Annotated in this window: 15 protein-coding genes and 1 pseudogene; 7 read left to right on the top strand and 9 right to left on the bottom strand. The window is 71.5% G+C overall.

Translation table 11 applies throughout. From position 1 onward, the window contains the following. Positions 1–6 precede the first annotated feature (6 nt). The 3 genes from AB8Z75_RS10005 to AB8Z75_RS09995 all read left to right on the top strand — a co-directional run bounded on the left by AB8Z75_RS10005 (position 7) and on the right by AB8Z75_RS09995 (position 5,602). Positions 7–333: a helix-turn-helix domain-containing protein gene (locus AB8Z75_RS10005; protein ID WP_369201086.1), complete on the top strand. Its 327-nt coding sequence runs from the start codon at positions 7–9 to the stop codon at positions 331–333. A gap of 220 nt (positions 334–553) precedes the next feature. Further along, a complete protein-coding gene (locus tag AB8Z75_RS10000) occupies positions 554–1,657 on the top strand; it encodes an esterase-like activity of phytase family protein (RefSeq protein WP_369201085.1) in 1,104 nt (367 codons plus the stop codon). 120 nt (positions 1,658–1,777) lie between these two features. After that, positions 1,778–5,602 (top strand): ABC transporter ATP-binding protein, encoded by a 3,825-nt coding sequence (locus AB8Z75_RS09995; protein ID WP_369201084.1) that lies wholly within the window; start codon positions 1,778–1,780, stop codon positions 5,600–5,602. A gap of 288 nt (positions 5,603–5,890) precedes the next feature. On the opposite strand, the gene AB8Z75_RS09990 is transcribed toward AB8Z75_RS09995, so the two are convergent. Beyond that, a complete protein-coding gene (locus AB8Z75_RS09990) occupies positions 5,891–6,115 on the bottom strand; it encodes a hypothetical protein (RefSeq protein ID WP_369201083.1) in 225 nt (74 codons plus the stop codon). 16 nt (positions 6,116–6,131) lie between these two features. Further along, entirely contained in the window at positions 6,132–6,650 is a 519-nt protein-coding gene (locus tag AB8Z75_RS09985; protein ID WP_369201081.1) for an NUDIX hydrolase, read from the bottom strand. Positions 6,651–6,809: 159 nt separating this feature from the next. Between AB8Z75_RS09985 and AB8Z75_RS09980 the strand changes: the two genes are divergently transcribed. Then, a complete protein-coding gene (locus tag AB8Z75_RS09980) occupies positions 6,810–8,234 on the top strand; it encodes a S28 family serine protease (RefSeq protein ID WP_369201080.1) in 1,425 nt (474 codons plus the stop codon). Positions 8,235–8,268: 34 nt separating this feature from the next. Here AB8Z75_RS09980 and AB8Z75_RS09975 read toward each other — a convergent pair whose 3' ends face one another. From AB8Z75_RS09975 to AB8Z75_RS09950, 6 genes and pseudogenes are all read right to left on the bottom strand, one after another. Beyond that, entirely contained in the window at positions 8,269–9,096 is an 828-nt protein-coding gene (locus tag AB8Z75_RS09975) for a sugar phosphate isomerase/epimerase family protein (RefSeq protein WP_369201079.1), read from the bottom strand. Between the two features lie 57 nt (positions 9,097–9,153). Next, positions 9,154–9,543, bottom strand: coding sequence for a D-ribose pyranase (gene rbsD, locus AB8Z75_RS09970; RefSeq protein ID WP_369201078.1), 390 nt, complete (start codon positions 9,541–9,543; stop codon positions 9,154–9,156). Next, positions 9,540–10,628, bottom strand: coding sequence for a ribokinase (locus AB8Z75_RS09965; RefSeq protein ID WP_369201077.1), 1,089 nt, complete (start codon positions 10,626–10,628; stop codon positions 9,540–9,542). The genes rbsD and AB8Z75_RS09965 overlap by 4 nt, the downstream gene beginning before the upstream one ends. 127 nt (positions 10,629–10,755) lie before the next feature. Then, positions 10,756–12,721, bottom strand: a pseudogene (locus AB8Z75_RS09960) (substrate-binding domain-containing protein). Between the two features lie 22 nt (positions 12,722–12,743). After that, the gene (locus AB8Z75_RS09955; RefSeq protein WP_369201076.1) at positions 12,744–14,312 is read right to left on the bottom strand and encodes a sugar ABC transporter ATP-binding protein; all 1,569 of its coding nucleotides are present in this window, start codon (positions 14,310–14,312) and stop codon (positions 12,744–12,746) included. Continuing rightward, positions 14,309–15,343, bottom strand: a complete 1,035-nt coding sequence (locus tag AB8Z75_RS09950) for a LacI family DNA-binding transcriptional regulator (protein ID WP_369201075.1) — start codon at positions 15,341–15,343, stop codon at positions 14,309–14,311. Before AB8Z75_RS09950 ends, AB8Z75_RS09955 begins: the two co-directional genes overlap by 4 nt. Before the next feature lie 291 nt (positions 15,344–15,634). Between AB8Z75_RS09950 and AB8Z75_RS09945 the strand changes: the two genes are divergently transcribed. Both AB8Z75_RS09945 and AB8Z75_RS09940 read left to right on the top strand, forming a co-directional pair. Beyond that, entirely contained in the window at positions 15,635–17,914 is a 2,280-nt protein-coding gene (locus AB8Z75_RS09945) for an ATP-dependent RecD-like DNA helicase (RefSeq protein WP_369201074.1), read from the top strand. A gap of 121 nt (positions 17,915–18,035) precedes the next feature. Continuing rightward, complete coding sequence (locus tag AB8Z75_RS09940; RefSeq protein WP_369201073.1) at positions 18,036–19,352, top strand: citrate synthase; 1,317 nt, start codon at positions 18,036–18,038, stop codon at positions 19,350–19,352. A gap of 630 nt (positions 19,353–19,982) precedes the next feature. Here the strand turns inward: AB8Z75_RS09940 and AB8Z75_RS09935 are convergent. After that, positions 19,983–20,258: a heavy-metal-associated domain-containing protein gene (locus tag AB8Z75_RS09935; RefSeq protein ID WP_369201072.1), complete on the bottom strand. Its 276-nt coding sequence runs from the start codon at positions 20,256–20,258 to the stop codon at positions 19,983–19,985. 245 nt (positions 20,259–20,503) lie between these two features. Here AB8Z75_RS09935 and AB8Z75_RS09930 point away from each other — a divergent pair. Continuing rightward, a partial coding sequence (locus AB8Z75_RS09930; protein WP_369201071.1) for a DedA family protein occupies positions 20,504–20,984 on the top strand: 481 nt, incomplete at its 3' end.

Here is a 20,984-nt window from a genome sequence, read left to right as displayed (position 1 = left end):
CACGGCATGGTTCGGACACCTCTCACACCGCTCGAACGCGAGCGTGGCCGCTTTCTGGGTGCGTTGCTCCGCGAGGCGCGCGGCGAACGCAGCATGACGGACGTCGCCACGGCGGCCGGCGTCTCCGCCGAAACCCTCCGGAAGATCGAGACGGGACGCGCGCCCACCCCCGCCTTCTTCACGATCGCCGCGCTCACCGCCGTCCTCGGACTGGAACTGGACGAGGTCTCCGCGCGGTGCGCCGCTGTGGCGGCCACGCCCGGGTCGCAGGCCGCCGGGGAGGCGGACGGCACCGGGGACGAGGAGAGGGTGCGGGAGGCCGCCGCGGCCTGATCGCAGGCACCCTCCGGACAGGCCCGCCCCCGCGTGCGTCCCTCGCGTGCGTCCCTCGCGTGCCTCCCCTGTGCGCACTCCCCGCGTGCATGCCCCGTTTCCCGGTCAGTGGCCGGGCGTTGTGGTGCGGCTCGGTGGGCGCGGCTACCGTGCCGTCCCGCGGCACCGCCCGCCGCACGCACGCACGCACGCCCGCCCGCGCACCGCGAAGGGGACCACCATGCGTACGCGTATTCCGCTCGCTCTCGTGACCGTCGCCGCCGCACTGGCCGGCTGCGTGACGGCCCAGACGGCAGCCGCGCAGCCGCCCGCCCCGCGCGACGGCCGGACCGGGCACGCCTGTTCTCCCATGGTCGCCGTCCACGGCTACTCGGACTCGCTCGACAAGACGCGCTATCACGGCCTGCCCGTCGCGGGCGTCTCCGCTCTCGCCCCCGACGGCGACGGCCACCTGGCGGCTCTGTCCGACCGCTCCGTCCTCTTCACCCTCGACGTGGCCCGGCACGGCCCCTCGCCGCACGCGCGGACGGTCGGCGGGGTGCGGCTCGCGGACGGGGCGGGGGCGCCACTGGACTCGGAGGGGCTGGTCGTCGAGCGGCGGGGCACCCGGTTGGTCACCTCGGAGACGGAGCCGTCGATCGGGCGGTACACGGCGGACGGCACGTTCACGGGGGAGCGGCTGCCGGTGCCGCGCGCGCTGCGGGTACGGCCCGAGGGGCGCGCCGAGCCGAACCAGACGTTCGAGGGGCTGACCGCCTCGCACGGAGGACGGAAACTGACCGCCTCCATGGAGGGGCCGCTGGAGGGGGACGGCACGGATGCCCGCCGGCGCGCGCTGGTGCGCTTCCAGAACTGGCGACTGGGTCCGCCGTCCGCTCCAGCACGCGGGGCGTCCCCCACCTCCCAGTGGGCGTACCCCGTCGACGCCGGGCTCGGTGTCGCGGAGATCGCCGCGACCGGGGACGGCCGCTACCTCGTACTCGAACGCGGTTACGACGTCGACGCGGGAGCCAACACGATCCGCCTCTACCTCGCGGACCCGCGCCGTGCGAGTGATGTCGCCGCCGTCGAGGCGCTGAGGACCGGCCCCGGCGGCGTTCGCCCTGCGCGCAAGACGCTCCTGGCCGACCTCGGCGACTGCCCCGACCTGGGAGCCCCCAACCCCTCGCCCCAGCCGAACCCGCTGCTGGACAACATCGAGGCCCTCGCGGTGACGGGGCGCTCCCACGGGCGGCTGCGTCTGCTGCTGGCCAGCGACGACAACGAGCGGGCCGAAGAGGTCACCCGCCTCTACCGCCTGAGCGCACGCCTGCCGCGCGGCTGAGGCGCCGAGCGCTGCCGTGCGGCTGAGGCGTCGAGCGCCGCCCCGTCCGGAATGAAAACCTGATCCTGTGATGTTGGGCCTTCCGCAGGAGGAGGCAGCGTCGAAGGGACGGGGAGCATCGTGACCGAGGACAGCGGGGGCGTCGCCCCGGAGAAACCGGGATGGGCGCGGCGGCTGGCCCGGTACTGCTGGCGCTACAAGCGCGCGGTGGTGCTGGCGCTGGGTGCCTCGCTCGGCGGCATGGGTGTCATGGCGCTCGTCCCGCTGCTGACCAAGGTGATCATCGACGACGTGGTGGTCGGCGGCCAGGGCAGCCTGTGGACGTGGATCGGGCTGCTGGTGGTCGCCGCCGCCGTCATCTACGTCCTCACCTACGCCCGCCGCTACTACGGCGGGCGGCTCGCGCTGGACGTCCAGCACGACCTGCGCACCGAGATGTACCGCTCGATCGTGCGGCTCGACGGCCGCAGCCAGGACGAGCTGTCCACGGGCCAGGTCGTCGGGCGCGGCACCAGTGACCTGCAACTGGTGCAGAGCCTGTTGTTCATGCTGCCCATGATGATCGGCAACGTGCTGCTGTTCCTCGTGGCGCTCGTCGTGATGGTCGTCCTCTCGCCGCTGCTCACCCTGGTGTCGGTGGCCGTCTTCCCGCTGCTGTGGTGGGTGGCCGACCTCAGCCGCAAGCGCCTCTTCCCGGCCACCTGGTACGCGCAGCAGCAGGCCGGAGCGGTCGCCTCGGTGGTGGACGGCGCCGTCACCGGTGTGCGCGTGGTCAAGGGCTTCGGGCAGGAGGCGCAGGAGACCGGCAAGCTGCGGGCGATCGGCCGCAAACTGTTCGCCGGGCGGCTGCGCACCGTACGCCTGAACGCCCGCTACACGCCCGTCCTGCAGGCGGTGCCCTCGCTCGGGCAGGTCGCCATGCTGGCGCTCGGCGGCTGGATGGCCACCCGCGGACAGATCACCCTGGGCACCTTCGTGGCCTTCTCCACCTACCTCGCGCAGCTCGTGGGGCCTGTCCGGATGCTCGCCATGATGCTCACCGTCGGGCAGCAGGCCCGCGCCGGTGTCGAGCGGGTCTACGACCTGATCGACACCGAGCCGCAGATGGGGGAGAGCCCGTACGCGCGCGAGCTGCCCGACACCGTCGACGCCTCGATCGAGTTCGCGGACGTCACCTTCGGCTACACGCCGGGCGACCCGGTGCTGGACGGATTCAGCCTGCGCGTCGAACCCGGCGAGACGGTCGCCCTGGTGGGGGCCAGCGGCAGCGGCAAGTCCACCGTCTCGATGCTGCTGCCGCGCTACTACGACGTCACCGGCGGGGCGGTGCGCGTCGGCGGCCAGGACGTGCGCGAGCTGACGCTCGACTCGCTGCGCTCCGCGATCGGACTCGTGCCCGAGAACCCCTTCCTGTTCTCCTCCTCCCTGCGCGAGAACATCGCCTACGGCGCACCGGACGCCAGCGACGAGCAGATCCGCGCCGCCGCCCGCGCCGCGCAGGCCGACCGCTTCATCAGCGAGCTGCCCGACGGCTACGAGACAGCCGTCGGCGAGCAGGGACTGACCCTCTCCGGCGGCCAGCGTCAGCGCATCGCGCTGGCCCGCGCCCTGATCACCGACCCGCGGCTGCTCCTGCTGGACGACGCGACCTCGGCCGTCGACGCGCGCGTCGAGCACGAGATCCACGAGGCGCTGCGCGGTGTGATGGCGGGCCGTACGACGTTGCTGATCGCGCACCGCCAGTCCACCCTCGCGCTGGCCGACCGCATCGCCGTCCTCGACGGCGGCCGGCTGGCCGACATCGGCACCCACGAGGAGCTGACACGGCGCTGCGCCCTCTACCGCAGGCTGCTGACCGACCCGGACGAGTTGGGGGACGTACGCCGCGACCCGGCCGGTCTCGCCGCCTCCCCGGGCGCGCGGGCCGACAGCAGCGAGGGGGTCACCCCCGAGCTGTGGGTGCGCGAGGAGGACCCCGACGCGCAGGACGCCGCCGCGGCGGGCGGCGCGGGTGCCACCGCGGCGCAGGCGGGTCGGCCCGGGACCTTCGCCTCCGAGCTGGCCGGGCTGCCCGGCAGCCCGGAGCTGCTCGCCAGGGTGGCCGCGTTGCCGCCTGCCGACGACACCCCTGACATCGACGAGGAGCAGGCCGAGCGCGCCGAGGAGACCTACGGGCTGCGCCGGCTGCTGCGCGGTTTCGGTGCCGCCCTGCTGATCGCGCTGGTCTTCGCGGCGCTGGACGCCGGGTTCGGGCTGCTGCTGCCCGTGCTGATCCGGCACGGCATCGACGACGGCGTGGAGCAGGGCGCGCTGGGCGCCGTCTGGTTCGCCTCCGGGCTGGCGCTCGCGGTCGTCGTCGCACAGTGGGGCGCGCAGGTCGGCTCGCTGCTGCTGACCGGGCGCACCGGGGAGCGCGTGCTGTACGCCCTGCGGGTGAAGATTTTCGCTCAGTTGCAGCGGCTCGGCCTCGACTACTACGAACGCCACCTGGCCGGCGCCGTGATGACGCGCATGACGACCGACGTGGACGCCCTCTCGACGTTCCTGCAGACGGGACTGGTCACCGCCGTCGTCTCGCTGTTCACGTTCCTGGGCATCATGGTCGCCCTGCTGCTGCTGGACCTGCAGCTCGCCCTCGTGGTCTTCGCGACGCTGCCGCTGCTGGTCGTCGGCACAGTCTTCTTCCGGCGCCAGAGCGTCAAGGCGTACGAGCTGGCGCGTGAGCGCGTCAGCGTGGTCAACGCCGACCTCCAGGAGTCCGTGGCCGGACTGCGGATGGTGCAGGCCTTCCGCGGCGAGGAGCGCGGCGCCGACCAGTTCGAGCGGCGCAGCGACGGCTACCGGCAGGCCCGGGTGCGCGGCCAGTGGCTGATCTCCGTCTACTTCCCCTTCGTGCAGCTGCTGGCCTCCCTGGCGACCGCCTCCGTGCTCGTCGTCGGCGCGACGAGGGTGGAGAACGGCACCCTGACGGCGGGCGCGCTGGTGGCGTACCTGCTCTACATCGAGCTGTTCTTCGCCCCCGTCCAGCAGCTCTCACAGGTCTTCGACGGGTACCAGCAGGCAGCCGTCTCGCTGCGCCGCATCCAGGAGCTGCTGCGCGAGGAGAGCACCACGCCGGTGCCCGCCGCCGCACGCGAGCCGGGGGCTCTGCGCGGCGAGATCGAGTTCCGTGACGTCGACTTCCGGTACGCCACCGCGGACCCGGCCGGGGAGCAGCGGGAGGAGCAGGCCCTCTCGGACGTCCGGCTGACCATCCCCGCGGGCCAGACCGTCGCGTTCGTGGGGGAGACCGGAGCGGGCAAGTCCACCCTCGTCAAGCTCGTCGCCAGGTTCTACGACCCGAGCGAGGGCGCCGTCCTGGTCGACGGCCACGACCTGCGTGAGGTCGATCTGACCGCCTACCGGCACCGGATCGGGGTCGTACCGCAGGAGCCCTACCTCTTCCCCGGCACCGTGCGGGACGCCGTCGCCTACGGGCGGATGGACGCCACCGACGCCGAGGTCGAGGCCGCGGCGCGGGCCGTCGGGGCGCACGAGATGATCGCCTCGCTGTCGGGGGGCTACCTGCACGAGGTGGACGAGCGCGGCCGCAACCTGTCCGCGGGGCAGCGGCAGTTGCTCGCCCTGGCGCGGGCCGAACTGGTGGGCCCGAGCATCCTGCTGCTGGACGAGGCCACCGCGGCACTCGACCTGGCGACCGAGTCGCTGGTCAACCAGGCGACCGACCGGCTGGCAGGGTCCCGCACCACCCTGGTGGTCGCGCACCGGCTGACCACCGCGGCGCGGGCCGACCGGGTCGTCGTCCTCGACCACGGCCGGGTCGTGGAGGACGGCACCCACCAGGAACTGCTCGCCGCGCGGGGCCGGTACGCACAGCTGTGGCGCACCTTCGCGGGCGAGCCCGCCACGGGCTCGGGCGGCGATACGGAGCACGCGATGGTCTAGGGCCTCTCGTTCGGATCTTGCTGGGCTCGCGGGCCCCGGCACGCACTCTCGCGGCGTTGTCGTCAGTCGCCGCTGCTCCGCAGGGACTCCTTCCTCCGCCTTGCGAGAGCACGCACCGGAACCCGCTCCCTGATCCAGCCAGATCCAAACGAAAGACCCCAGGCCGCCCCGAAGGGGCGCGGGGAACGGCGCGGCGAACCCCCACCCGCCCGCGGACCGCATACCGCGGCCAGTGGAACCCCCGTGCCGGAGCACGCTGCTGAGGTACGTGCGCGCGGGCCGCAGCGCTCAGGTGCGGCGGTTGCGCGGATGTGCCCGCGCGGCGCGCTCGTTGCCGCGCTTGTAGTTGCCCGTCCAGCGGGCCATGACCAACTGCTCGTCCCCCGCGCGCACCTCCGCCAGGAAGCGCTCCGCGCGGGCGCCGCGCAGGGTGGTGACGGGGCGGCCGTGGTGGCTGATGACCACGGCCGCCCCGCCGCGTTGCTCGTAGGTGAATCCACTGGGTGCCGGCATGGGGCGAGCGTAGGGCTCAGCTCTGCTCCGCCTCCAGACCGGAGGCGGGCTCGCACAGGTCGACCATGTACTCGTCCACCGTCTGCACCTCGCCGTAGGGGAGGGGCTCGGTGCCGGTGCGCCAGTGGATCGCGGAGATCTCCTCGTTCGGCGTGAAGGGGAGCACCTCGCTCAGCTCGCCGCTGAACAGGGCGCCGTACAACACCCGCTGCTCGGGCCCCAGCGCGGTCCTGGAGAAGCCGACGAAGCGCAGCGCCGCGGGGTCCACCAGTTGGCCGCTCTCCTCCCGCAGCTCGCGGGCTGCGGCCTCGCGGGGGGTCTCGCCCTCCTCGATGCCCCCGCCGGGCAGCTCCCAGCACCGGCGGCTGCGGACGTGCACCATCAGCAGTCTGCCCTCGTGCCGGACGGCCAGCAGGGCATAGCCGACGGGGGCGTCGGGGAAGCGGGTGTCCTCCGGCTCGCGCAGGAAGGCCAGCAGGCGCATCCCGAGGGGGCCCGTGGCCAGCGGAGCGGGCGGGGTGGCGGAATCACTCATGCTCCGCAGCGTAAACCGGCACGGTGACGGGGGCGTTGGGTACCGCTCAGCGGTGTGCGACGCCCCACATGCGTACAGGTGGCGGGCTCCGGGGTCTGGCGGAGCCGTACGCACGCCGATAGGTTCACGTCGACTTTTGGCGTTGTATGGGGAGGGTGAATGCGTAAAACGCTCAGATGGTTGCTGTCTCTGGTGGTGCTCATAGGCACTTTCAGCGTCGGCAGCGCGTCGGCGGGTGCCGCCACAGCGGCCCAGGCCGGCAAGAGCACCGACATCAAGGACCGCATCCTCGCGGTGCCCGGGATGAGCCTCATCGAGGAGAAGCCCGTCGACGGGTACCGCTATTTCGTGCTCAACTACGAGCAGCCGATCGACCATCGGCACCCGAGGAAGGGCACCTTCAAGCAGCGCATCTCGATCCTCCACAAGGACACCAGCCGGCCCACCGTCTTCTACACGGGCGGCTACAACCTCAGCACCAACCCCAGCCGCAGTGAGCCGACGCAGCTGACGGACGGCAACCAGGTCTCCATGGAGTACCGCTTCTTCACCCCGTCCCGGCCGAAGCCCGCCGACTGGTCGAAGCTGACCATCTGGCAGGCGGCCAGCGACCAGCACCGTATCTACAAGGCGCTGAAGAAGATCTACAGCAAGAACTGGATCGCGACCGGCGGCAGCAAGGGCGGCATGACGGCGACGTACTACCGCCGCTTCTACCCCCGCGACATGGACGGCACCGTCCCCTACGTCGCCCCGAACGACGTCCGCAACGACGAGGACTCCGCGTACGACAGGTTCTTCAAGAACGTGGGCACCAAGGAGTGCCGCGACCGGCTCAACAGCGTGCAGCACGAGATCTTCGAGCGCCGCGGCGAGATGGTTCCCCGCCTCAAGAAGTGGGCGAAGGAGAACGACTACACCTTCACGATGGCCGGCAACGCCGACAAGGCGTTCGAGCTGATCGCGCAGGACCTGGTGTGGGGCTACTGGCAGTACCACCTGGTCGACGACTGCGACCAGGTGCCCTCCCCGGACGCCTCCACGGACACGCTCTACAAGTGGGCCGACGAGATCGGCGGCTGGGACGCGGGCACCGACCAGGGCATGCTGCCCTACACCCCGTACTACTACCAGGCGGGCACCCAGATGGGCTCGCCCGACTACGAGGAGCCGCTCCTCGACGACGTGCGCAAGTACCCGGGCCTGAACACGCCGCGGGTCTACGTGCCGCGTGACATCCCGATGCGCTTCAACAAGCACGACAAGGCGATGCGCGACATCGACCGCTGGGTGCGCCACAGCTCCTCGCAGATGCTCTACATCTACGGCGAGAACGACCCGTGGGGCGCCGAGCCGTTCCGTCCGGGCAGGCACACCGAGGACACGGCCGTCTTCTGGGCGCCGGGCCAGAACCACGGCGCGAAGATCGCCACGCTCGACGAGGACGACCGGGCGACCGCCACCCGCATGGTGCTGGAGTTCGCCGGCCTCGACGTCGACAAGGACAAGAAGCCGAAGCGTCTGACGGCGTACGACAAGAAGCTGGACACGCCGCGGAAGGAGGCGCGGACGCTCCGTCCGTGACCTGCGTCCGAGGCCCCTCTCGCCGGCGCGGTCCTCAGGCCGCGCCGGCGAGCAGTTCCAACAGGTGGGCGCGCACGCCGGGCAGCAGCGCGCCCATCTCGCGCACCTCGGGGTACCAGCGCTTCTCGTACTCCCAGCACAGCCACTCGGCGCCCGTCCACTGCCCGTGCGCCGGTGTGCGTGCGTCCGCTTCCCTGGTGACCACCTCGACCACCTCGGCGAGCGGCAGTGCGCCCTCGCCGGGCGGCAGCGGTGTGGTGTCCTGGCGCGACGGGACGTCCTTGACCTGCACGTAGCCCAGGTAGGGGGCGAGCAGTTCGCAGGAGCGCTGCGGTTCCTCGCCGCCGCGCCAGGTGTGCAGCACGTCCCACAGCGCGCCCGCGCCCGGGCGGTCGACCGCGCCCAGGACGCGGGCCGCGTCGGCGCCGGTGCGGTGGGAGTCGTGGGTCTCCAGCAGGACGCGCACGCCCAGCCCTTCGGCGATCCCGGCCGCCTGGGTCAGCCGGCGTACGGCGATCACGTCGGCCTCATCCGGGTCGGTGTCCCCGCCGGGGAAGACACGGGCGTAGGGAGCGCCCAGATCGTGTGCCAGGTGCAGCAGGGCGCGCACCTCGGCCAGCACGGGCGCGTCGTCTCCGCTCGCGGCCATCTTCGGGTACCCCGCGACGCACAGCAGCTCGACGCCCGCGTCCGCGAACTGCTCGGCCACCTGCTTCCTCTCGCGGTGGCCGAGGCCCGGGTGCACGGGCTCTTCCGGGTGGGCCCGCAACTCCACCCCGTGGAAGCCCGAACGGGTCGCCGCCCGCAGGACGTCGTCGAGGGGGGCGCCGGGCACACCGAGGGTGGAGAAGGCGAGTCGCATGCGCTCACCCGACCAGATGCGCGGGGGAAAGTCACGCCGCGCACGCGTCGGAACGCGTCAGAACGGCACTCCGCAGCGCAGGACCACGTTCGCGTACGGCCGTGCCTCACCCGTGCGGACCACCAGGCGGGCCCGGTGCGTGAGGGCTTTCAACTCCTCGTGCGGCACCAGCCGCAGCCCGGGAAGACGGGCGGCCAGCAGTGCGCCGCATTCGGGGTTGGCCTCGTGCACCTCGCTCGCGGCGGTCGCGCCCTCGGTCTCCAACTCCTCCAGGAGCCCGGTGAGCACCTCGGCGAAGGAGGGCACGCCGGCCCGGAAGGACAGGTCGACGACCGTGGGTCCGTCGGGGATCGGCAGCCCCGCGTCGCACACCACGACGAGGTCGGTGTGGCCCAGGCAGGCCAGCGCCCCGCTCAGGTGGCGGTTGAGTATGCCGGACTTCTTCACAGGCCGCTCTCCTGAGCACCCCGCGCGAGCCCGTCGCCGGTGGCCGTCTCGCCGTCGGCGGTCTCGCCGTCGGCCGTCTCGATGTCGGCTGCCGTCGGGTAGGACTCCTGCGCTCCGGCGCGTGTGACCGCGAAGGAGCCGACACGTACCGCGTACCGCACGGCTTCCTCCAGGCCCAGGCCGCGGCCCAGCCGCCAGCCGAGCGCGCCGGTGAAGGCGTCGCCTGCGCCCGTGGTGTCCACGGCCGTCACGCGCGGGCTGGCCACCCGCACCATGCCGACCCCGTGCGTCACCTCGGCGCCCACCCCGGGCCCTGCCACCAGGGCGCCCTCGGCGCCGAGGGTGACCACGACGCTGCGCGGGCCGAGACCCAGGAGTGCGGTGGCCCATTCCTCGGGGTCGTCGCTGAGGGACTGCCCGTCCAGCAGCAGGCGTGCCTCGTGCTCGTTGACGACCAGCGGGTCGCACAGCGCCAGCACGTCCTCGGGCAGCCGTGCGGGCGGGGAGGGGTTGAGCACGAGCCGCGCCCCGTGCTCGTCCGCGGCCCGTGCCGCCGCGGCGACCGTCTCCAGGGGGATCTCCAGTTGCAGGGAGACCACGGCCGCGGCCTCGAACAGGCCGCGTGCCGCCGCCACGTCGTCCGGGGTGAGCCGGGCGTTGGCGCCGGGGGAGACGACGATGCTGTTGTCACCCGCCGCGTCGACGGTGATGAGGGCGACGCCGGTGGGTGCGTCCTTGCCCTCGGCACCTTCGGGCGCGCCGGTCGCGCCGGGGACCTTGATGCCGTCCTTGCCCACCGTGCCCGGCGTGTCCGTCGGGCCCACGAGGAGTCCTGCCAACGCCGCGCCCGCGTCCCGCTGCGCCTCGGCCAGCATCCGGCCGTAGGCGTCGTCGCCGACGCGCGCCAGCAGTGTGGTGCGGGCGCCGAGCCGGGCGGCGGCAGCCGCCTGGTTCGCGCCCTTGCCGCCCGGGTGGACCCTCAGGTCCGACCCGAGCACCGTCTCGCCGGGCCCTGGCCTCCGTTCGAGACCGATGACCAGGTCGGCGTTGGCGGACCCTACGACCAGCAGGTCGTACTCGTGCATCCGGTGTGCTCCTTCACCTCCCGCCGGGGCGTTCACCCGCGGCGGGCACATCCCGCGCGGGCGTGCCCCGCGGCGGGCCGTTTCGCCTCTCGTGCGTCGGGCTCCCGGCCAGGAGCCCGCCGGAAGGTCAGGAGAAGCGGGCGACGTTCTTCTTGGTGACGACCTTCACCGGAACCTTGATCTGCTCCTGCACCTTGCCCTTGTCGATGGCGCGCATGGCGTTGCGGACGGCCATCTTGCCCAGCTCGGCCGGCTGCTGCGCCACGGTCGCGTTGATGGTGCCCGCCTTGACGGCCTTCATCGCGTCCGGGGTGCCGTCGAAGCCGACGATCTTGACGCTCTTGCCGGCCTTGGAGCCCAGCGCCTTGACCGCGCCCAGCGCCATCTCGTCGTTCTCCGCGAAGACCGCGTCGATCTCCGGGTGCGACTGCATGGCGTTGGTGGTCACGTCCAGGCCCTTGGCCCGGTCGAAGTCCGCCGGCTGCTTGGTGACGACCTTGATGCCCGGGTACTTCTTGAGGCCCTGCTTGAAGCCCTTGCCGCGCTCACGGGAGGCAGAGGTGCCCGTCTGGCCCTGCAGGACGAGGATCTCGCCCTTGCCGTCGAGCAGCTCGTTGACCTCCTTGGCCGCAGCCTTGCCGCCGGCGACGTTGTCGGAGGCGACGGTGGTCTTGATCTCGGCCTTGTTGACGCTGCGGTCCGCGGCGATGACGGGGATGTCCGCGTTGTTGGCGCCCTTGACCGAGGGGGCAGCCGCGTCGGAGTCGACCGGGTTGATGATGATCGAGTCCACCTGCTGCGAGGTGAAGGTCTGCATCTGGTTGGCCTGCTGGGACGCCTTGTTCGCGGCGTCCTGGACGGTCAGGTCCGCACCCTGCGCCTTGGCTTCCTTCTCGGCGCCTTCCTTCATCTGGACCATGAAGGGCTGGTTGAGCGCGGATATGGCGAAGCCGATCTTGGGCTTTTCCTTGCCGCCCTTGGTGTCGTCCCCGGAACCACAGGCCGAGGCGGTCAGTGCGACTGCCGCGGCCACGACGACGACAGACGTGTTCTTTCTCTTGCTCATTGCTGCATTCCTTGCAGTCGGCAGATGGACGAACTACGCGAACCCCCCCGTCGCACAAAGATCATGTGCGACGACGCAGTGTATCGAGTAGCACGGCGAGCGCGATGACGACCCCGATGACGACCTGCTGCCAGAAAGCGGAAACGTCCAACAGGTTCAGACCATTGCGCAGAACTGCGAGGATGAGGGCGCCGATGAGCGTTCCGGAAGCCTTCCCGACGCCTCCGGCGAGGCTCGCACCTCCGATCACCACGGCCGCGATCGCGTCCAATTCGAAACCTTCGGCGCCGGTCGGCTGGGCCGAGGCGAGCCGCGAGGTCAGGACGATTCCGGCCACGGCGGCGAAGGCGCCCACCAGGGTGTAGATCACCAGTTTCTGCCGGCGGACCCGGATACCGGACAGGTGCGCGGCCTCCTCGTTGCCGCCGATCGCGTACATCGCGCGCCCGTTGTAGGTGCGGTTCAGGATCAGCGCGGCGATCAGGCCCATCACGATCATCACGATGACCTGGGTCGGCAGCCAGCCCCCGATGTTCTCGCCCATCCAGGAGAGCGAGTCGGGCATCAGGATCGGGTTGCCCTGCGAGACGACCAGCAGCAGACCGCGCGCGGCCGAGAGCATCGCGAGCGTCGCGATGAACGGGGGCAGCTTGCCGTAGGCGATCAGCACGCCGTTGAGCAGGCCGCAGGCCGTGCCGGTGAGGATGGCCAGGATGACGCCCAGGAACGCCGGCATGCCCTGGGTCGTGGTGAACCAGCCGAGCATGATGCCGGAGAACGCGGCCACCGAGCCGACCGACAGGTCGATGCCCCCGGCGACGATGGCGAAGGTCACGCCGAAGGCGAGGATGGCGGTCACCGCGGCCTGCTCGCCGACGTTGAGCAGGTTCGTCGTGGTGAGGAAGTTGCCGTTCACCAGTGCCAGGGCCGCGACCAGGACGACGAGGGCGCTGAGCGCCCCGTTGTCCAGCAGGAAGCGGCGTATGGCCTGCGGCGGCCCGCTGCCGCCGCCGGGGCGCTTGTCCAGGCGGTGACCCGGCTGCTGCGTGTCAGTGGCCACGGGGAGAGTCCTCCATCTCGCTCGTACTACCTGGCGCGGAGGTGCCGACGGCCAGCGCCATGACGGCGTCCTGGGTCGCTTCCCGCGCGGTCAGTTCACCGGCGATCCGGCCCTGGGACATCACCAGGACCCGGTCGCTCATGCCCAGCACCTCGGGGAGGTCGCTGGAGATCATCAGCACCGCGTGCCCCGAGGCCGTCAGCTCGTTGATGAGCTGGTAGATCTCGACCTTGGCGCCCACGTCGATGCCGCGGGTGGGTTCGTCGAGGATCAGCACGCGGCTCTTGGCGAGCAGCCACTTGCCGATCACGACCTTCTGCTGGTTGCCGCCCGAGAGGGTGCGCACGTGCTGGTCGAGCCCGGCCATCCGCACCCCCAGCCGGTCGGCGATGCGGGCGGCCTCCTTGCGCAGCCCGCCGCGGTCCACCAGGCCGCCCTTGCTCGCCTCCCGCATGGAGACCAGGGAGAGGTTGTCCGCGACCGAGGCGTCGGGCAGCAGGCCCTGCCCCTTGCGGTCCTCGGGGACGAGCCCGAGCCCCACCGTGTGCGAGGCCCACACGTCGCCGCCGGGCAGCCGCTTGCCGGCCACCTCGACACGTCCCGCGTCGTAGCCGTCGGCGCCGAAGACCGCGCGGACGACCTCGGTGCGGCCCGCGCCCACCAGCCCGGCGATGCCGACGACCTCGCCCGCCCGCACCTCGAAGCTGATGTCCTGGAAGACGCCCTGCTTGCGCAGACCCGAGACCCGCAGCAGGGGGGCCGCCGAGGCCGCGGCGTCCTCGGCCTTCACCGTCTCGCGCGGGTACTGCTGCTCGATGCTGCGGCCCACCATCAGCCGCACCAGGTCGTCCTGCGGCGTGGTCGCCGGTACCTGGCCGACGCTGCGGCCGTCGCGCAGCACGGTGACCCGGTCGCCCAGGGCCGGGATCTCCTCCAGGTGGTGGGTGATGAAGACGATGCCCACGCCCTCCGTGCGCAGCTTGCGCACGATGGCGAAGAGCCGGTCCACCTCCTCGGAGGTGAGGACCGCGGTGGGCTCGTCCATGATCAGTACGCGGGTGCGCAGGCTGAGCGCCTTGGCGATCTCCACCATCTGGCGTCCGGCGATGCCCAGCTTGCCGACCGGGGTGCGCGGGGGCGCGGTGACGCCGACCCGCTCCAGCAGGACCTTGGCGTCGGCCTCCATCTTCTTGCGGTCGATCATGCCCAGGCGGCGCGGCTGGCGGCCCAGGAAGATGTTCTCCGCGATGGACAGCTGCGGCACCAGGTTGAACTCCTGGTGGATGGTGGCGATGCCCAGCTTCTCGGCTTCCTCCGCGTCCGAGATGCGCACCGTCTTGCCCTCGCGCAGCACCCGCCCCGCGTCCGCGCGGTACGCGCCGGAGAGCACCTTGATGAGGGTGGACTTGCCGGCGCCGTTCTCGCCCAGCAGCACGTGGACTTCGCCCGCGCGCAGGTCGAAGTCGACACCGTCGAGGGCTACCACGCCGGGGAACGTCTTGCGGATGCCCTCCGTGCGCAGCAACTCCCGTGCCGGGGGCGGGTCTGGGGTGGTCAACGGCGGGTCCTTTCGTCTTCGCCGCAGGAGCGGCGCGCTATGAGGTGGGCGGAGAGCGTGACGGAGCCGGCGCTCCGTCCCCCGGACTCGGTCCGGGGGGACCCCCGCTCCACCAGGTCGGTCAGTGCGGCGACCGCGCGGTGGCCCAGCTGTTGGGTCGGCTGGGCTATGGCGGTGATCGGGGGGTCGGTGTGCACGAACCACGGGATGTCGTCGAAGGCGGCCAGCGACACGTCGTCGGGCACCCGCAGCCCGAGGGTGCGCACCTGTTCCATGACGCCGAGTGCCATCAGGTTGTCCGTCGCGAAAACGGCGTCGGGCGGTTCGGGGAGCGTGAAGAAGTTCTCGGTCACCCGGCGACCGCTCGCCGTCTGGAAGTCGCCCTGTCCGATGTAGTCGTCGGGCAGCGGCAGGCCGTGCTCGGCCAGTGCGGAGCGGAAGGCGGCCAGCCGCTCGTTGCTGGTGGTGCTCGCGACGGGCCCGGTGATGATGGCCAGCTTCCGGTGTCCGAGGGCGTACAGGTGAGCGACGAGCTCGCGCACGGCGCTGCGCCCGTCGGCGCGCACCAGCGGTACGTCCAGGCCCGCGATCCACCGGTCGACGAAGACCATGGGGATGCCCGCGAGGGCCGCCTCGCGCAGTGCGAGGGAGTCGCCGTCCGCGGGGGAGACGAGCAGGCCGTCGATCCTGCGGTCCAGCAGCGTGCGCACGTGGTGGTCCTGGAGCGTGAGCTGCTCGTCGGCGTTGCCGATGATGACGCTGTAGCCGCGGGCGCGCGCCTCGTCCTCGACGGCGCGGGCCAGCTCGGTGAAGAAAGGATTCAGCACGTCGCTGATGACCAGGCCGAGGGTGCGGGTCTGGTCTGTGCGCAGGGACCGGGCCAGCGTGTTGGGCCGGTAGCTGAGCTCGGAGACGGCCGCCAGTACCCGGGCCCTGGTCTCCTCGCGGACCCCGCTGTGGTCGTTGAGGACACGCGAGACCGTGGCGACGGAGACGCCCGCGCGTGCCGCGACGTCCTTGATGCCTGCCATTGGGGTGCCGTGTTCCAAGCTGGGAGAAGCGATCAGGTACAGGGGAGGGGGGCTGAAGTGCCGCCGTGCGCAGGGCACTCGGAGGGCGCCGCGCCGCGCATGGAAACGATTACATCGGTCATGGAATGTGATGTGCGCATGGTGACGCAAGCTGAGAGCGGTGCCGATACGAGATCGTGATGATGCGCGTGCAGCCGCAACTACGGCCCTTACGCGGACAGTTCCGGGAGGTTACGAGGAGTTGTCCACTTCGGCTGCCGGCCTGTCGTATCGCGCGGTTACCTTCGATGCATGACGTACCAGCCAGCCGTGCTCGAAGGGGTACTGGAGCGCATCACCTACGCCAACGAGGACAACGGGTACACCGTGGCCCGCGTCGACACGGGCCGCGGTGCCGGCGACCTGTTGACGGTCGTCGGCGCGCTGCTGGGCGCCCAGGCGGGCGAGTCGCTGCGCATGGAGGGCCGCTGGGGCTCCCACCCGCAGTACGGCCGCCAGTTCCATGTGGACAACTACGTCACGGTGCTGCCCGCCACCGTCCAGGGCATCCGCCGCTATCTGGGCTCGGGACTCGTCAAGGGCGTCGGCCCGCGCATCGCCGACCGGATCGTCAGCCACTTCGGCGTGCGCACCCTGGAGGTCATCGAGGAGGACCCGAAGAAGCTGATCGGCGTTCCCGGGCTCGGCCCCAAGCGCACCCAGCTGATCGCCGCCGCCTGGGAGGAGCAGAAGGCCATCAAGGAGGTGATGGTCTTCCTCCAGGGCGTCGGCGTCTCCACCTCCATCGCCGTACGCATCTACAAGCACTACGGCGACGCGTCGATCTCCGTGGTGCGCGGCAACCCCTACCGGCTCGCGGCCGACGTGTGGGGCATCGGCTTCCTGACCGCCGACCGCATCGCCCAGTCCGTCGGTATCCCGCACGACAGCCCGGAGCGCGTCAAGGCCGGTCTGCGGCACGCGCTGTCGCTCTCGTCCGACCAGGGGCACTGCTTCCTGCCCGAGGAGCGGCTCATCTCCGAGGCGGTCAAGCTCCTCCAGGTCGACACCGGCCTGGTCATCGACTGCCTGGGGGAGCTGGCCGCCGACGAGGAGGAGGGCGGCGTCGCGAGGGAGGCGGTGCCCGACCCCGCGGACCCCGAACGGGATCTGACGGCCGTCTACCTGCTCCCCTTCCACCGCGCGGAGCGGGCACTGGCCGCCCAGCTCCAGCGGCTGCTGCACACGTCCGAGGACCTGCTGCCCGCCTTCCAGGGCGTGGACTGGCAGGTGGCGCTGGGCTGGCTCGCCTCCCGTACGGGAGCCCGGCTCGCTCCGGAGCAGCAGGAGGCGGTCAAGCTCGCGCTGACCAGCAAGGTGGCCGTGCTGACCGGCGGACCTGGCTGCGGCAAGTCCTTCACGGTGCGCTCGGTGGTGGAGCTGGCCCGCGCGAAGAAGGCCCGCGTGGTGCTGGCCGCTCCCACGGGCCGGGCGGCCAAGCGGCTGGCCGAGCTGACCGGCGCCGAGGCCTCCACCGTGCACCGGCTGCTGGAGCTCAAGCCGGGCGGCGACGCGGCGTACGACAGGGAGCGCCCGCTCCAGGCCGACCTGGTGGTGGTGGACGAGGCGTCGATGCTCGACCTGCTGCTGGCCAACAAACTGATCAAGGCGGTGCCGCCGGGCGCACACCTGCTGCTGGTCGGCGACGTGGACCAGCTGCCCTCGGTCGGCGCCGGCGAGGTGCTGCGGGACCTGCTGGCCGACGGGGGGCCCGTGCCGGCCGTGCGGCTCAAACGGATCTTCCGCCAGGCCCAGCAGTCCGGCGTGGTGACCAACGCGCACCGCATCAACGCGGGCGCCCCGCCGCTGACGGAGGGGATGAGCGACTTCTTCCTCTTCGCGGCGGAGGACACCGAGGCGGCCGGCGCGCTCACGGTGGACGTGGCGGCGCGCCGCGTCCCGGCGAAGTTCGGGCTCGACCCGCGCGACGTGCAGGTGCTCGCTCCCATGCACCGCGGCCCTGCCGGTGCGGGCGCTCTCAACGGGCTGCTCCAGCAGGCGATCACCCCGGCCCGTCCCGGGCTGCCCGAGAAGCGGTTCGGTGGCCGCGTCTTCCGGGTGGGCGACAAGGTCACCCAGATCAGGAACAACTACGAGAAGGGGGCCAACGGCGTCTTCAACGGCACGGTCGGTGTCGTGACCGCGCTCGACACCGACGAGCAGCGGCTGACGGTCCGCACCGACGAGGACGAGGAGATCGGCTACGACTTCGACGAGCTGGACGAGCTCTCCCACGCCTACGCGGTCACCATCCACCGTTCGCAGGGCAGCGAGTACCCGGCCGTGGTGATCCCGGTCACCACCGGCGCCTGGATGATGCTCCAGCGGAACCTGCTCTACACGGCGGTGACGCGGGCCAAAAGGCTGGTGGTTCTGGTCGGCTCACGCAGGGCACTCGGCCAGGCGGTGCGCACCGTCTCGGCCGGCCGGCGGTGCACGGCGCTCGATCACCGGTTGGCCGGACGCGAGCCGCCCCGAGAGGCGGGAAGGGTTCCGGGGGGTGACCATGACGGCCAGAAGGGTGCAGGATAGCTAGATGGGCGGCACTCCGTGCCACCATGGAGCCCTCTGGCTGACCCCCAGTGCACCGCACAGCGCTGGATAAGGGAGAGTGGAAGAAGCCAGGGCACCTCGAAGAAGAGGCACTACGTCGGTGAGGGATGACGTGAGCGAGAACCGCGACAGCGAGAAATCCGTAGTACTCCGCTACGGAGACGGCGAGTACAGCTACCCGGTCGTCGAGAGCACGGTGGGGGACCGTGGCGTCGACATCGGCAAGCTGCGTGCCCAGACCGGTCTGGTGACCCTGGACTCCGGCTACGGCAACACCGCCGCCTACAAGTCGGCCATCACCTACCTCGACGGTGAGCAGGGCATCCTGCGCTACCGCGGCTACCCGATCGAGCAGCTCGCCGAGCGCGGCACCTTCCTGGAGACCGCGTACCTGCTGATCAACGGCGAGCTGCCCACCGTCGACGAGCTGAGCGGGTTCAAGAACGAGATCACGCAGCACACGCTGCTGCACGAGGACGTCAAGCGGTTCTACGACGGCTTCCCGAGCGACGCCCACCCGATGGCGATGCTCTCCTCCGTCGTCAGCGCCCTGTCGACGTTCTACCAGGACAGCCACAACCCCTTCGACGAGGAGCAGCGGCACCTCTCGACCATAAGGCTGCTGGCCAAGCTGCCGACGATCGCCGCCTACGCCTACAAGAAGGCCATCGGCCACCCGGTCGTCTACCCGAGCAACGACCTCGGCTACGTCGAGAACTTCCTGCGGATGACCTTCTCGGTCCCCGCGCAGGAGTACGACCTCGACCCGGTCGTCGTCAACGCCCTCGACAAGCTGCTGATCCTGCACGCCGACCACGAGCAGAACTGCTCGACCTCCACGGTGCGCCTGGTCGGCTCCTCGCAGGCGAACATGTTCGCCTCGATCTCCGCCGGCATCAACGCGCTGTGGGGCCCGCTGCACGGCGGCGCCAACCAGAGCGTCCTGGAGATGCTCCAGTCCATCCAGGCGGCGGGCGGCGACGTCGACACCTTCATCCGCAAGGTGAAGAACAAGGAAGACGGCGTCAAGCTCATGGGCTTCGGCCACCGCGTCTACAAGAACTTCGACCCCCGGGCGAAGATCATCAAGGCGGCGGCCCACGACGTGCTCTCGGCGCTCGGCAAGAGCGACGAGCTGCTGGACATCGCCCTGCGCCTGGAGGAGCACGCGCTCTCCGACGACTACTTCGTCGAGCGCAAGCTCTACCCGAACGTGGACTTCTACACCGGCCTCATCTACCGCGCCATGGGCTTCCCGACCAGCATGTTCACCGTGCTGTTCGCGCTCGGCCGGCTGCCGGGCTGGATCGCCCAGTGGCACGAGATGATCAAGGAGCCGAACTCCCGGATCGGCCGTCCGCGGCAGATCTACACCGGTGTGGTCGAGCGCGAGTACGTCCCGGTCGAGGCCCGCTGAGGCGGACGCCTCTCGACGGGGTGGCCGTCTCCCCTCCTCGGCGCCCCGGCCCTCTTCGGCCCCCGGCCTTTTCGGCCCCTCGGAAGGCCCCGGTCTCTTCGGACCGGGGCCTTCCGGTTGTGCGGTGGGCCTTCCGTGTCCGGACGTGTGTGCTCCGCTTGTGAGGTTGCGAAAGAGACGTAGGTCACAGAAATTGGGGGGTAACCATCGGCGGGGTTCGGGGGTCTAACCGGGTGGCGTCGGCCTCCCGGCGGAGCCGCCGCCGTACTTCGTGTCCGTCTTGGGGGACGGACGTGAGGTGAAGAAACGGTGAACGTGTGCGGGGAGCTTTGAGCGGCCTCCCGGCCCGCACGGTCACCCGTAGAGCGCCCGGCCAGGATCCCGTGGGGGGAATCCGTGACCGGGAAGAGAAAGCGCCCCGTCGACGGGCCCGTGGGGGGACCTGGTCGATGGGGCGCTTTTCGCTGCGCGGACGCCTCACGGCGCGGACGCCTCGCTGCGGGGCGGTGGCGGTGTGCTCTCGCCGACGCTCCCGCGGGTGTGCTCTGTTCGGCGCGCTTCCGCAGGTGGGTTCCCGCGGGTGTGCTCTCGCCGACGCGTGGCCGCGGGTGTGCTCTCGCCGACGTGCCCTCAGGCGCGGCCGACCAGTTCGTAGCCGGCCTCGTCGACGGCTTCGCGCACGGCGTCGTCGTCCAGCTCGCTGGTGGAGGTGACGGCGACCTGGCCTGAGGCGGCCTGCGCCCGCACCGCCGAGACCCCCTCGATCCGGGAGATCTCCTCGGAGACCGCGCCCTCGCAGTGGCCGCAGGTCATTCCGGAAACCTTGTACGTGGTCGTGACGGTGCTCATGGTCGACTCCTCGTTCTCCGCACGGAGTGCTCGATGGGGGTGCGCACGGGGCGGCACCGGGGTGCCGGGCGGCGTGCGCGGGGTCGACTATATACCCCCGCCGGGTATATGCCAAAGCTCTGCTTCCCCGTGCACCGGCCGCAGGGCCCGGCCCCTAAGGGGATGCCTGGACGGGCTGCCCGGGTACCCCCTGAGATTCCCCGGGCATGAGCGCTCGGCCGTTGTGCCGCCACTCCCGACACCTGTCAGCTTGCTCTTACAGGTGAAGACGCCCGGCGACGCCGGGGCCGGGTGGAAGGCGGGTGGTCGGTGTGGAGGGCACGCTGTGGGGGATGGTGGTGCTGCTCGCACTCACCACGCTCCCGCCCCTCGTTCCCAACTCCGCGCTGATCGCCACGGCGGGCGCGCTCGCCGCCGAGGGCCGGCTCTCCCTTCCTCTGGTACTGCTGACCGTGGCCGGCAGCGCTCTGGCGGGGGACGCGATCGTCTACGGGGTGGGCCGGAAGACCGGTCGGCGCCTCGGTGCCCTGCTTGCCGCGCGTCCGCGCCGCAGGGCCGCGCTCGACTGGACGGCGGAGCGCGTGTGGCGGCACGGGGTGCCCTTCGTGCTGGTCGTCCGCTTCCTGCCGAGCGGCCGTCTGCTGGGTGGGCTGGCGGCGGGTGCCGCCGGCTATCCGGCCCGGCGGCGGGTGCCGCCGGCTATCCGGCCCGGCGGTTCCTGCTGGGTGCCGGCGTGGCCGAGCTGCTGTGGGCCGCGTACTCGGCGGGGGTCGGCTACTGGGG

The organism is Streptomyces sp. PU-14G, from assembly GCF_041028275.1.
In the GTDB taxonomy this organism is placed as follows: domain Bacteria; phylum Actinomycetota; class Actinomycetes; order Streptomycetales; family Streptomycetaceae; genus Streptomyces.
This window is presented reverse-complemented; position numbering and strand designations above follow the sequence as displayed.